This window comes from Clostridium saudiense, assembly GCF_000577815.1.
Lineage (GTDB): Bacteria > Bacillota > Clostridia > Clostridiales > Clostridiaceae > Clostridium > Clostridium saudiense.
This window is the reverse complement of record NZ_CBYM010000054.1, coordinates 1-12,948: the sequence shown is the minus strand read 5'-3', so window position 1 is coordinate 12,948 and position 12,948 is coordinate 1. Positions and strand designations below refer to the sequence as shown.

Annotated in this window: 10 protein-coding genes; 3 read left to right on the top strand and 7 right to left on the bottom strand. The window is 27.4% G+C overall.

Annotated features, from left to right (window positions below; translation table 11 throughout):
* Positions 1-16: 16 nt before the first annotated feature.
* The 3 genes from TY07_RS15910 to TY07_RS15900 all read right to left on the bottom strand — a co-directional run bounded on the left by TY07_RS15910 (position 17) and on the right by TY07_RS15900 (position 7,137).
* Positions 17-5,506: a right-handed parallel beta-helix repeat-containing protein gene (locus tag TY07_RS15910; protein WP_042402441.1), complete on the bottom strand. Its 5,490-nt coding sequence runs from the start codon at positions 5,504-5,506 to the stop codon at positions 17-19.
* 852 nt (positions 5,507-6,358) lie between these two features.
* A complete protein-coding gene (locus tag TY07_RS15905) occupies positions 6,359-6,808 on the bottom strand; it encodes an NUDIX hydrolase (protein ID WP_042402438.1) in 450 nt (149 codons plus the stop codon).
* Positions 6,809-6,873: 65 nt separating this feature from the next.
* Positions 6,874-7,137 (bottom strand): hypothetical protein, encoded by a 264-nt coding sequence (locus TY07_RS15900; protein ID WP_042402435.1) that lies wholly within the window; start codon positions 7,135-7,137, stop codon positions 6,874-6,876.
* 165 nt (positions 7,138-7,302) lie between these two features.
* Between TY07_RS15900 and TY07_RS15895 the strand changes: the two genes are divergently transcribed.
* Positions 7,303-8,001, top strand: coding sequence for a YoaK family protein (locus TY07_RS15895; RefSeq protein ID WP_042402432.1), 699 nt, complete (start codon positions 7,303-7,305; stop codon positions 7,999-8,001).
* An 80-nt stretch (positions 8,002-8,081) separates the two neighbouring features.
* Here the strand turns inward: TY07_RS15895 and TY07_RS15890 are convergent, their stop codons facing one another.
* A complete protein-coding gene (locus TY07_RS15890) occupies positions 8,082-9,257 on the bottom strand; it encodes a macrolide family glycosyltransferase (protein WP_042402429.1) in 1,176 nt (391 codons plus the stop codon).
* A 29-nt stretch (positions 9,258-9,286) separates the two neighbouring features.
* Positions 9,287-9,712: a helix-turn-helix domain-containing protein gene (locus TY07_RS15885; protein ID WP_042402425.1), complete on the bottom strand. Its 426-nt coding sequence runs from the start codon at positions 9,710-9,712 to the stop codon at positions 9,287-9,289.
* 280 nt (positions 9,713-9,992) lie between these two features.
* On the opposite strand from TY07_RS15885, the gene TY07_RS15880 reads away from it, so the two are divergent.
* The gene (locus TY07_RS15880; protein ID WP_042402421.1) at positions 9,993-10,373 is read left to right on the top strand and encodes a hypothetical protein; all 381 of its coding nucleotides are present in this window, start codon (positions 9,993-9,995) and stop codon (positions 10,371-10,373) included.
* Between the two features lie 114 nt (positions 10,374-10,487).
* On the opposite strand, the gene TY07_RS15875 is transcribed toward TY07_RS15880, so the two are convergent.
* Positions 10,488-11,360: an SPL family radical SAM protein gene (locus TY07_RS15875; protein ID WP_042402417.1), complete on the bottom strand. Its 873-nt coding sequence runs from the start codon at positions 11,358-11,360 to the stop codon at positions 10,488-10,490.
* A 155-nt stretch (positions 11,361-11,515) separates the two neighbouring features.
* The gene (locus TY07_RS15870) at positions 11,516-12,373 is read right to left on the bottom strand and encodes an AraC family transcriptional regulator (RefSeq protein ID WP_042402414.1); all 858 of its coding nucleotides are present in this window, start codon (positions 12,371-12,373) and stop codon (positions 11,516-11,518) included.
* A 374-nt stretch (positions 12,374-12,747) separates the two neighbouring features.
* Here TY07_RS15870 and TY07_RS15865 point away from each other — a divergent pair.
* The coding region (locus tag TY07_RS15865; protein WP_042402411.1) for a helix-turn-helix domain-containing protein at positions 12,748-12,948 on the top strand (201 nt) is incomplete at its 3' end.

The window sequence follows — 12,948 nt, the reverse complement described above, 5'->3', positions numbered from 1 at the left end:
TTGTTAATATATAATATTAGTTAATTTCATCTTTATTAGACTCATCTTTATTAGACTCATCCTTATTAGCTTCGTCTTCACCTATTACAGTAACTTCTCTTTCTACTACAGTAATATTTCCATCTCTATCTTCAACAGTATATTTAATTATATATTTACCTGGAGTATTGTTGTCAAAGTTTCCTAAATCAACATTAACTTTCAAATCATCTATAGTATCACGATCATCTGTAATTACAATTCCATCCATTGGGTCAAAAGTATTTCCTACTTCAATTGTAATATTAGTAATTTCATCAACTACAGGAGATTCACCTTTATCATTTACACTTGCCTTTAACTTTTCTAAAGTTTCTTGAATAAGTGTTAATCTACTATTGGTCTCCCATTGATTTAATGAGTTTGTTTTAATTAATTCTTCAGTTTCTGAAATTAAATCTTTTAATTCATTAACAGCCTCTTCTGGATATTGTCCACCTAAAATACCAATTAGATTTTCATTAACTATTTTATCATAGAATGAATTTGCTTTATTTATTTCTTCATTTAAATATTTATAATCAACAGTTGCAGGAGCTAATGGAATTTCTACATCTTTGTATTTTGAATATCCATCATTTACTTTTGATAATGCATAATCTTCTGTTGATTCTGTTAAAGTAAGATTGCCTGAATTATATCCAACTGTAATATCTTTTTCAACATATGTATTTCCAGAAGCTATAAATTCTCCATTCTTATATGCTTGTTGTGCTCTACCACTTATTGTTATTTGATCTCTATCATCGCTTAAGAACTGATTTTTATATATTACGAAGTTTTGAACATCTCCAAAAGCATCATTCCATGTATTTGTTCCTGTAGTTCCATCAGCATTAGTAACTTTAAAACTTAAGTCATCTCCATCTCTAAAGCTTTGGTAATATAATATTCCTGTACCTTGTCCTCCAAAGTTTGTAACTTGGTGGAATAAGTTATTATATATAGTTGTATTATAAAGTATACATTCTTCTTGAGTTAAATCACCATATATATAAGTTAATACTGGTACATCATAGAAATGATTTGAACCTATATATGCATTTTCACCATTTCTTATTTTTAATCCTCCAGCAGCTCCATTTTCCATACCCTTGAAGTAATTTCCATATATATTTAAGTTCTTATATCCCTTAGAATATATTATATGGTCTCTTCTTTGTCCATCTACTGCAACATTAATACCTGATACTAAGACATCTGTTCCAAAGTCACTATTGATATTTCTAGTTTTATCCATATCAAAATAGTTATTTGCTATAGTAACTTTTTCATCGTATCTTTCATTATTTATAGCTGTAAAGAAGTTTCCTTGAGAACCAGTTACCTTTAAATCATCATTAAAATCTAATTGTGATTCAACTTGTATAAGATTTAATTTATTTATAACCTCATCTGGTAACATTTGTGCAGCATCACTAATACCTTCTAATCTTCCAAAGAAATTATCTTTTATAGTAGTATTTTTACTTCTATATGTTGCTATTCCTCTACCTGGATAGTTATTTCCTCTTAAGAAGGAATTCTTTTCTATTACAAACTTACTGTTCTTTGCAGTTATATATGGTTCCATTGTAACCTTAGTTATTTCGCCTGCTGCATTCTTTACTCTTGTATATTTACCATTCATGAACACATTATTATTTAAAGTTATACCTTTTTTATATGGTCCATTAAATTCTAAACCAATATTATTAAATACTATATTATTTATGTTAACATAGTTCATATTTGACTTATATTCTGCATTTTCTAATTTTAACATTCTATCTGGATTTGAACTACCATCAAATATAGCTAGTCCATCTTTATCACCACTTAACGTAAAGTTTGATAATGCAGGAAGATTTATTGTTAATAAATCAATATCGTCTGTTATTTTATAAATTCCTTCTGGGAAATAAATTTCTCTACCATGTGAAGCAGCATATTCTATAAGCTTCTTTAGGTTTTCAGTATCATCTGTAACTCCATCCCCAGCTAATCTAACATAAGTTCCATCAGGATTTTTAACTTCAGTATTTTCTTTAGCATTTATAACTGTTTGAATAATTATATAGTCAGTTGTCTGCTCTTTATACTTTTTATTACGCTCTTCTCCTGTTATTCCAAATAAATTAAGATAATACTCACTTAGAACTTTTTCTTCCATATCATTTTCGTATTTATTATATATACCATTAGGTACAATAAACTCATTTTTTTGGAAATGTCCATCAAGCATCTCTAAGTTAGTAACTCCAACATTTATATTAGACTCTTCTTGTTTTATAGAACCAATTACTTCTACACGCGAATCTATATCTTTATCTCCTCTAAGAGTTCTTGATCTTGTAATCATTATTCCACTGTTGTTGTCTTTAGTAGAACAATCCTTTAAATTAACCGTACTACCATTAACAAATATACCGTATCTAGTTGAATTTTCTATATTTACAGTATCAAGAAGTATATCACGTGAATTATAAATATTAACTCCTATATCTGTAGAATTTCTTACTGTTAAATCTTTTAATACTATATCATTTCCTTTTAGAGTTATACTTGCCAGCTTATTTAAATCAATGACATTACCTTGACCTTCAATAGTTATATTAGAACTAACTTCTAATTCACTAACATCACTTCCTAAAATACTTAAGGCATTTTCATCAATTGTAATATCATTATTAATATGCAATACATTACCGTTGTTGCTTATATTTTTTACAAAATCCTCAGCTGTTTTTATATTAACATCTACTCTTGAGAAATAGTCTACTGTAGCTTTTCCATTACTATCTTTCTCAGTTCCATGTACATATAATCCTTGATTGTCTATTATTGTACTATCTTTTTCGTTCTTCTCTTTTATTGTTTGCATATGAACAGTATCATTAGTATGAACATTTTTAGATAAAATTTCTACAGTTGATTCGCCTCTAACTTGAATACCTCTATATAAGTTATTACTACTAGATATTTCATCAATTTTAACTGTAGATTTATATATATCTACTCCAACTGTACTTCTTTCTTCTTTTGGTAAATCTATACTCTTACCAGTTAACTTAACTTTTTTCAAAGTTGTATTTGTTGCCGTATATACACTTAATCCAGTTGTTTTATAGTTAGTAATTTCAATTTCTTCTAATGTTGTATCTTTTCCACTTACTTTAAAGCTATAAGTATTAGCTAAATCAAATTTATGATTGTTACCATAAATTGTAACACTACTTTTTGATATATCTAAATTTTCAGTAAATGTAATATCTCCAGCTATAGATATGGCTACATTCTTTAACTCAACAGCTTTTTTCAATTGTTCAAATGTCGTTACATTTTCAACCTTACGGATATTATAATATTCTCTAACGTTTCCTGAAGCATCTTTCTTTTCATCTGTTTTATTATATTGATTAGTCTTATCTATTATTTTATTGTTGTTTTTACCATTATTAACTAAGCTTATAAGGTCATCTACATCATTTGTATGTTTATTACCACCTAAAAGCTCAACTTCTGCTCCATCCCTTACTAATATTCCACTTTGTTTATGATTTGAAGTTATTATATTTTGAATTTTCACAGTAGAGTCAAGTGCAATATCTAATCCAACTGAGCTTTTAGCACCATCTCCTATTAACTCTATATCTTCTAAAGTTATATTTTTTGCATTATATACTAATAACACCTGTGATGTATATCCTTTAATCTTTACTTTACTTATCTTAGAACCAGTTGCTGTTGATTTAATTGTTATCTTTTTCCCCTCAGCTAAAGTAATAGTTCTATTGTTACCATTTATTATTACATTTTGTCCTGATATTTGAAGTTCCTCTTTTAATTCAATATCTTGATTTAAGTTTATAATTCTATTACTTTGTGATACTGCAGTTATTAACTCATCAACCGTGTTTACTTCCTTAGTTTCAAAGAATCCATAATATATTTCTTGTGTGCCTGTACCACCTTGAGTTCCTTGAGAAGTTTGAAGATATTGATTAGTATCATCCTTTATTGCACTTGGTTTTTCTCCAGTAGCTACTACAACTTTAATTATCTCTTTATCATCAGTATGAGTATTTCCACCTACGAACTCTACATCAGATTCATTCTTTAAAGTAATTGCGCAGCTATGATTGCTACTTTTTATAGCATTCATTCTTGCTTTAGAATCAGATAATTCTATACCAGTTGAATTTTGACCCTTAACCCCTGTAAGGCTTATATTATTTAAATCAACACTTGACTTACTTCCTAACCTTATTCCAGCAGTTTTATGATTTGTACTTGTTACATTTTCTATTTTTATATCAGTAGAGCCGTTAAGATCTATTGCCACTAAACTCTTACTTCCATCACCTGTTAAGTTTATATTTTCTAATGTTATATTATTAGTTTTATATAAGAATATAGCTTGTGACCCATAATTATTAATATTGATATCACTTAATTTAGTACCTTCTGCTGCTTGCTTTACTGTTATCTTTTTACCAGTACTTAAATCTAAATTTCTTCCTTCTCCATTAAATGTTATATTTTTACCTGTTATTATTAATTCTTCATCTAATTTAATATCTGATTTTATATTTATAATTGAGTTATCTACTGCTACTGCGGCCTCTAATTCTGTGAAGTTATTTACATTTATAATTTCTCTAAAACTATAAAATGTATTTTTCTTATCTGTTTCTGTTGTTTCAGATGTTTGAATATATTGCTCAGTAACACCTAAGATTTTGTTTTCACCTTCTGTGTTTAAAACAACATCTTTAACTGCAAATTTATCATTTTTATGAACATTTCTTCCTTCAAATGTAACTGTTGATTGCTTTCTTACTCTTATTCCAGCCTCTTTATGATTTTCACTTTTTATATTATTAATTTTTACCGTAGCACCTGCTAAATCTATTCCTACTGTACTTTTATTAGGTGTACCAATAACCTCTACAGTATCTAAAGTTACATCTTTAGCATTATCTACTGCTATTCCTATTTGTTCATAATTTACAACCTTTAGATTATTTAATACAGTACCTGTTGCTGTTGATTTAACTACTACCTTATTTGTAGTATTATTTAAATCAAGTTTATTTCCATTACCATTAATAGTTATATTTTCTTTTATTATATTTAAATTATCAGTTAAAGTTATATCTTTAGTTATATTTACAACTGAATTTGCCACTGTTATAGCATTTTTTAGTTCATCAAAAGTTTCTACATTTACAACCTTAGCCCTATAATTTGTTGTTGTAGTTGTTACTACTCCTGAAGTTGTATTTGAGTCACTCTGTGTTGTACCAATTTCAAGATATTGCTTTTCAACATCATCTATCTTATTAGGATTTTCTCCAGTTTTTGTTATATTTTGAACATCTACTTTATCATTTTTATGAGTATTTGTTCCTTTTAATGTAAGAGTTGAGCCATTTTTCACTCTTATTCCACTATATTTATGGTTTTCACTTTTTATATTTTCCATTTCTACAGTAGATCCATCTAAGTCAATTCCTACATTAGCTTGGTTAATTGAGTATCTTCATTAGCATCTGATATATGCCCTTCTTTTCCTATGGATTCAGTTTCCGGATTAACTTCAGCTATCTCTTCATTTGGTTGGATTACTTCAGAATCTTTATTTATCTCTTCTAATCCACTTTCATGATTTGCTTCAGTTTCATTATCTATAGATTGTGTTATTTCTACAGTTTAATTTTTATCCGATAATTCGCCTTGCCTAATATCACAATAAGCAACATTATTTGAAATCATAGCAGTTATCAGTGTTCCTGTTATCACTTTTTTCATTAGTATCCCTTCCTCCTTAATCTGATATAGTTTTATACTTTCTACATATACTTTTCACCAAATTCTCTTCTTATCACTTCACACCTTTCCCCTATTTTAAGTTAATATAATTTATATTAAGTCCACATAAACATTATAAAATAATACATCTAGTATTATAAAAACTATATATGATATAAATTGTATATAAAAATTCATTTAATTACTTTATAAACACCTCCTGTCTTTTTCTTCATTTTTCTACAATTTTCTCACATAAATTTGCTTATATTGAACTTATTTTTAAAATTTCTCTCGTATTATACAATAAACTCTTTAATTATATAACTTATAGTATAATATATTCTTTAATGTAATTAAAATTTAAATTAAACCTTTTTTATCATATGTTACCTATAAAATTCACTTCATTTCTCTTTTGGATTTTCTATACCTCTACAAGAATTTATCACCTATATTTATGAAAGAATCATAATAAAAAAAAGTTATTAGGCTTGTTTTCCTAATAACTTATATTTATAACTATTTATAAATTGTAATATTGTTCTATAAATACCTTATGACTTCTAGGTATATTTTCTGGTAACTCATTATAACCAAAAAAACGTAAATCTTTAGTTTCAAAATTATCTATACTTAATTTACCACTATAACTTTTACATACATATCCTATTGTTATAAAAAATGCCTTATCTCCATGTGGAAATTCAATAAAACAATTTTTTCCCGAAGTTGTTCCTAAAAGCCTTAATTCATTTATATCTAAACCAGTTTCTTCTTTTGCTTCTCTAATTGCAGTTGCTTCAAGTGATTCACCTAGTTCCGTAATTCCGCCTATTAATCCCCACTTATAAGGAAATGTTCCCCTCTTTTGTAATAATATTTGATTATTTTCATTTATTATTAATACATTTACACCTGTTAAGTTTATTGAATCATGACCTACTTTTTTTCTTATGTATTTAACATAATCCATATTTATAACCTCACCATTTTCATTAACCTAAAAAACTTATATTATACTTACAATTAAAATGTATATTATTTACCATTTATAACTTCCCATTCTAAAAGTAATGTTGCTAATGCTAAAATTGATAATATTGCATTAGGAAATGTTCCTAGCCTTTTAAAACTTGAAAAATCTATTAAAAATAATACCCAAACTATTGCTGTAATAATATGCAATGTAATTTTTACATATTTCTTACTTATAAATGTCTTAAAAGGACCTTTTTCTTTAATATTATTTTCTTTTTTTACCATTGGTTTTTTTGTATTGTTTTTACGTTTCTTCTTAGCCATCCTTTGTCCTCATTTCTATATACATTAGTCTTACATCTTATTATATACTATTTTCATTGATAAAAATAATGATATTAGTGTATAAATACTAAAGATATTTTTCTGATATAGGGCATACTATATACGTCATTGATAGAAATACTTAGATCTTAAAGGTGAATTTATATGAAAAATAATAATCATAAAACACACAAAACACCTCCATTTGAAAGGCCATTATTTATAATGATAATAACTTTTGTTGGAGGATATATGAATGGCTACACCTACATCACAAGAAATAATACATTGGCTAATATGCACACTGCCAATATGTCTAAATTTGGAATTAATATTGCACTTGGAGAATGGCTAGAGGCACTACATTATTTTATTCCAATCTTAACTTGTATATTAGGTGCTGCATTTAGCAAATTAATTGAAACTATACTTATAAATTTTAACTTTAAAGGAGACTGGAGAAAGTTTGCCCTTATATTAGAAGCAATTTCATTATTTATAATAGGATTGCTTCCTACTTCTTTTCCAGATATTATAGTTACGAATCTTGTTTCTTTTTTTATGGGATATCAATTATGCTTATTTAGAACATGTCTTGGTGTTCCATTCAATACAACAATATGTACCGGAAATATTAGAAGTGTTGGGTTGTTTTTATTTGATGCATTAGATATAGAAAATAAGGAATCTTTTAAAAAATTAATCACTTTTACAGTTCTTACTTTTTCTTTTGCAATTGGTGCTATTCCCGGAACTTTAATATCTCTTGCTTTAAGTGTTAAAGCTGTGTGGATTTGTAGCTTTATATTATTTTTACAATCGTTTTGGATATATTCTTATGAAAATAAAATAGGAAAAATTTAAATTACCTATTAAGTTGAAATAAAAAGACAGTATGTTATTATATATATTTTTTTACATACTGTCTAAAACTACAACTTAATTTACTTGCTTTCATCTATAATTTTTAATATTACATCAGCTGCTCTCTTTGCTCCACCTGCATTATGAAAACTTTTTGATATATTCTTTGAATTTTCTTTATATTCATTACTGTTAATAACTTTAATAACTGCAGATTTAATATATTCTGGCTTATCTTTTTTTAACATAACTCCTGCCCCAAACTTCTCAACTCTCTCTGCTACCATTTTTTGTTCTGAATGTTGTGGAAATAGCACCATGGGAATTCCATAATATAAACTCTCATTAATACTATTCATTCCACAATGAGTAATAAATATATCTGTTTCTTGAAGCACTTTAATTTGTTCAACAGAATTTTCAATCTTAAAGTTACTAGGTATATTTCCTAAATTTTTAATATTAGTACTATTCCCTATAGACATGATTACATCAAAACTAGTATCTTTAAATGCCTTTATGCAATTTTTATAAAATTTAATATTTTTGTTATTAACTGTCCCAAGCGAAATATATATTCTCTTCCTATTTCTTTCCTTAATCTCAACTATAGTATTAGCTACAGATGGCCCTACAAAATAATACTTATTAGAAAAAGTCTCTACCATAGGTTGAAATTCTTTTGATGTATATACAATAGTATTTGTATCATTATCATTGTTAACAATAGAAATAAAATTCTTTACATCATATCCTTGCTTTCTTAAAAGCTCTATTTTTTTATTAATCCTTCCCATTCCAAAAATCATACGCATTATTTCATTTAAACCTTGCTTCATCATCCTTGCTGTATGCTCATTAAAAGCAAATGTTGTTGTAGAGCATATATATGGAATATTTAATTTTTGTGCAAATAATTTTCCCCAAAAACTTAACGAATCTGATACAATACAATCTGGTTTAAATACATCAAGATCACCACAAACCTTTTTATCTAAAGCTAAAGTAGTGTCTACAATCATTTCTATTAAAGCTGGAAAATCCTTTCCTACTTTCTTCTCATCTTCTGGTCTAAGTTCTGGTAAATATTTATCACAACAAATACATTTTGCACCTGCAGATTCAATTTTGTCTTTAAACTCTTTAAATGAATAATATACTACTTCATTTCCTCTAGCTACTAACTCTCTAATCACTTCTATTGTTGGATTAGTATGTCCATGTGCAGGAATACAGAAAAAAACTATTTTACTCATATCTTTCACCATCCTTTATATGGTTTAACTTATTCATCCTTCATGGCTAATCCCATATTTCCCACGAAATTTATTAAATCACGTTGATGAACAATTCCAAGGCCTCTTTCCTCATCTCCTAGTATCAATAATTTATCACCTGCATTTATATTAAATACAATTCTTGCTTCCTTTGGAATCACAATTTGCCCCCTTTCTCCAACTACAACAGATCCAAAGAAGAACTTTCCTTTAGGTGGTACTCCAATTCCTGTTTCTTCTTCTGAGTGATTAACTAAATCATCTAATTTAACGTTATATAAATTTGCAAGCTTTATACAACTCTCTATATCTGGATTAGATTCTCCATTTTCCCATTTTGCTACCGATTGTCTAGAAACATTAATCTTCTCAGCTATTTCCTCTTGCGTATATTGATTCTTTTTTCTTAGACTCTTCAAATTCCTACTAATCATACTTTTCATACCTCCTATATTTATCTTATTAAAATTATTAATTACTTTCTATCAACTAACCTTAACATTCATATATATATTTATATACATTTACTTATTAATTAATAATTTTATTTTTACATATCCTTTCCGTGTTTCTACTGCTATGTTCTATATAGCTAAATTTTTAATTTTATAATTCTCTAAGGTTCCATATAAAAAATATTTTTATTTAACTTAAACAAACTCTCATTTTCTAAATATTATATATTATACAATCTAATGATAGGAGATGAGATACATGTCAAGACATTATTGTAATAAAGAATCATCTTGCTGTAATAACAACTGCTGTAACCCTTGTGAAGGCTACAGCAATGGTGTATTAGGCTTTGGTAACTCCTTTTTTTATATACTAGCAATTTTATTAATATTTGGTGGCGGCGGCTTTGGTCCAGGTAGCTTTTTCGGAGACTATAACAATATATATCGCTGTAGTGGATTTAATACTGGTTGGTGTAATGATAGCGGATCTAACAATAGTATCTTTAATAATAGCAACTTTAGTTCTAATACACTTTCTAACTCCAACTTTTCTAACTCTAACATTGCTGGGCTAATTAGCGGTCTTTCTGGTAATGGTAATTTTGATATTGGTAACCTTACTGATTTTACAAATTAAGCAACCAAATAAAAAGCTATTAGGAACTTTAAACCTAATAGCTTTATCTATTTCTACATTAAAATCTTCTATTGTCTTTAACTTAATAATAATTATAACCATATTAAACTAACACTATATATCAAAACTTACTTGAATTTCGTTATTTTTTTCTTCAAAAGTTTTCATATATTTAAAAACCTCTTCTACTCCACAAATAATATTATTCTTCTCACAAGTTTCTTTAATAATTTTCATTAATATTTCATGATTTTCACTTACTACTTCATAACTATTACCATATTTACTTATATACTTTTCTCTTAATCCTTTAAAATTCTTATCTAAGTTTTTATAATAGTACTCTCTATTTCCATCTCTTAATGTTAATCCAATACCAAATACTATAATTCCTTTAACTTTAGCTTCTACACAATAATTTAATATTCCCCTTATATTTTCTTCAGTATCATTTATATAAGGTAAAATAGGCGTTAACCAAACAACAGTAGGAATATCATTATCCCTCATTACCTTTAACACTTCAAATCGTTCTTTAGTAGTAGAAACATTAGGCTCTATTATTTTACATAACTCTTCATCATAAGTTGTTAATGTCATCTGTACAATACACTTTGATTTATTATTTATACTTTTCAACAAATCCAAATCTCTTAATATTCTGCTAGATTTAGTTTGTATTGCTAATCCAAATCCATATTTTTCAATTATCTCCAAACATTTTCTTGTATTTTGAAGCTTTTCTTCTAATTGAATATATGGGTCACTCATTGCCCCTGTTCCAATAACACACTTTTTCCTTTTTTTCTTAAGTGCCTCCTCTAATAACTGTGGTGCATTAACTTTAACTTCTATATTTTCAAAGACATGATTCATTCCATAACAAAGACTTCGTGCATCACAATATATACATCCATGAGTACATCCCCTATAAATATTCATTCCATTATTACTAGATAGTATTCCTTTTGATATTACCTCATGCATATACCTGTAACTTCCTTCCTTAATTACTTTAATGAAATGTAAATATCAAATTTAGCATTATCATAATCTTTATTTAAATATTCTTTTAAATAAAGCCATATGCTTTCACATACAGCTTATTATTTTTATATCAATGTAATCTATTATTCTTGGAACTACTTTTTCTTTACTGGAATCCAAACTTCACAATAGTAGTTTTCATCAAAATTCCCTTTTTCATACTCACTTGGATCACTATACATTTCTATATTATACCCTGCAGCAATTTCATAGTCTATACAGTTTGGTAACCACTCTGCAAATATTTTTTTATTAACTTCTTGAATTGATGATGGCATTGGTCCATAACAAGGGAAAATAGCCCAAGTAAACTTTGGAATTGTTTTAACTACATATCCTTCCATTCCTTCTTTTTCTTTAGAATAATCCTCTGCAATAAGGTACTCAAATTCATCCCCACCCATTTCTACATCAATATTAACACCATACATTCCACATATCTCTTTTAATTTTCCTTGTGAAATATGCTCATTCCAAAATGCAGGTACCTCCATAAATGCCGAATCATATTTAAATTTCTTAAAAGCTCCTATAACCTTGAACTTATCTTTCTCAACTATTTTGTAATCCATAATATATCCACCTTCCAATGAAAATTTGATTTTAAGGGGAACAAATGATTTTATCATTGCACCTTCCTTACGAACAGCAGATGGTGTAACTCCATGAAACCTTATAAATGCTTTAGTAAAGCTGTCTGGAGAATCATATCCATACTTTATTGCGATATCTATTATTTTTTCATTAGTGGATGAAACCTCACTGCCGGCAAGTGTAAGTTTTCTTCTCCTAATGTACTCACTTAAAGAATAACCACATAACATTGCAAATCCTTTTTGAAAATAAAAAGGAGAAATATTTACCTTATCTGCAATTTCATTTACGGATAAATCCTCCGTAATATTCTCTTCAATATAAGAAATAGCTTCTCTAATGCTTTCAATCCATTCCATAATTTTTACCCTCCCATTGCAATTCGTTAACCTAATCTTACTATCATGAAAAATTCATATCCCGACTTTTTAAGCTTTCTTTTGTCTTGTATTATAACATAAATCAATAATTCCACTAACATTCTTGTTCTTTACAAAGATATTTCCTTCCTATATACCCAATAAACTAATATAGGTTCTATTCCCCCTATCTCATAATCAATTATCTTATTCTCTTCTTCTAAAAGACTATCTTTAAATAAAAAATAAACTTTTTCTTTCTAGCTTCTCAATAAAAAATAATAAAATAGCAGATGAATGTGCATTGATATGCTCCCTTTATAGTAGACAGTTAAAATAATAAAACTATCATTACTATAGAGGGAGCAATTTTTATGGGAAGAAAAGCTAAGATATCATATGAAATTAAATTTAAATTTATAGAAAAGTATTTAAATGGAAATATATCTCAAATAGGTATAGCCAGAGAATTAGGATTACATCCAAGTAGTATTCAGGGATGGATACGTAAATATAAAGCCTTCGGCCCGGAAGGATTAAAAACCATTAAGAAAAATACTCATTATAGTTCTGAA

Bases quoted from the DNA above. Each gene is read 5' to 3' on its own strand.
- TY07_RS15890 (WP_042402429.1), bottom strand. From the start codon at position 9,257: ATGAGTAAAATAGTTTTTTTCTGTATTCCTGCACATGGACATACTAAT.
- TY07_RS15870 (WP_042402414.1), bottom strand. From the start codon at position 12,373: ATGGAATGGATTGAAAGCATTAGAGAAGCTATTTCTTATATTGAAGAG.
- TY07_RS15910 (WP_042402441.1), bottom strand. From the start codon at position 5,506: ATGGAAAATATAAAAAGTGAAAACCATAAATATAGTGGAATAAGAGTG.
- TY07_RS15875 (WP_042402417.1), bottom strand. From the start codon at position 11,360: ATGCATGAGGTAATATCAAAAGGAATACTATCTAGTAATAATGGAATG.
- TY07_RS15900 (WP_042402435.1), bottom strand. From the start codon at position 7,137: ATGGCTAAGAAGAAACGTAAAAACAATACAAAAAAACCAATGGTAAAA.
- TY07_RS15880 (WP_042402421.1), top strand. From the start codon at position 9,993: ATGTCAAGACATTATTGTAATAAAGAATCATCTTGCTGTAATAACAAC.
- TY07_RS15905 (WP_042402438.1), bottom strand. From the start codon at position 6,808: ATGGATTATGTTAAATACATAAGAAAAAAAGTAGGTCATGATTCAATA.
- TY07_RS15885 (WP_042402425.1), bottom strand. From the start codon at position 9,712: ATGATTAGTAGGAATTTGAAGAGTCTAAGAAAAAAGAATCAATATACG.
- TY07_RS15895 (WP_042402432.1), top strand. From the start codon at position 7,303: ATGAAAAATAATAATCATAAAACACACAAAACACCTCCATTTGAAAGG.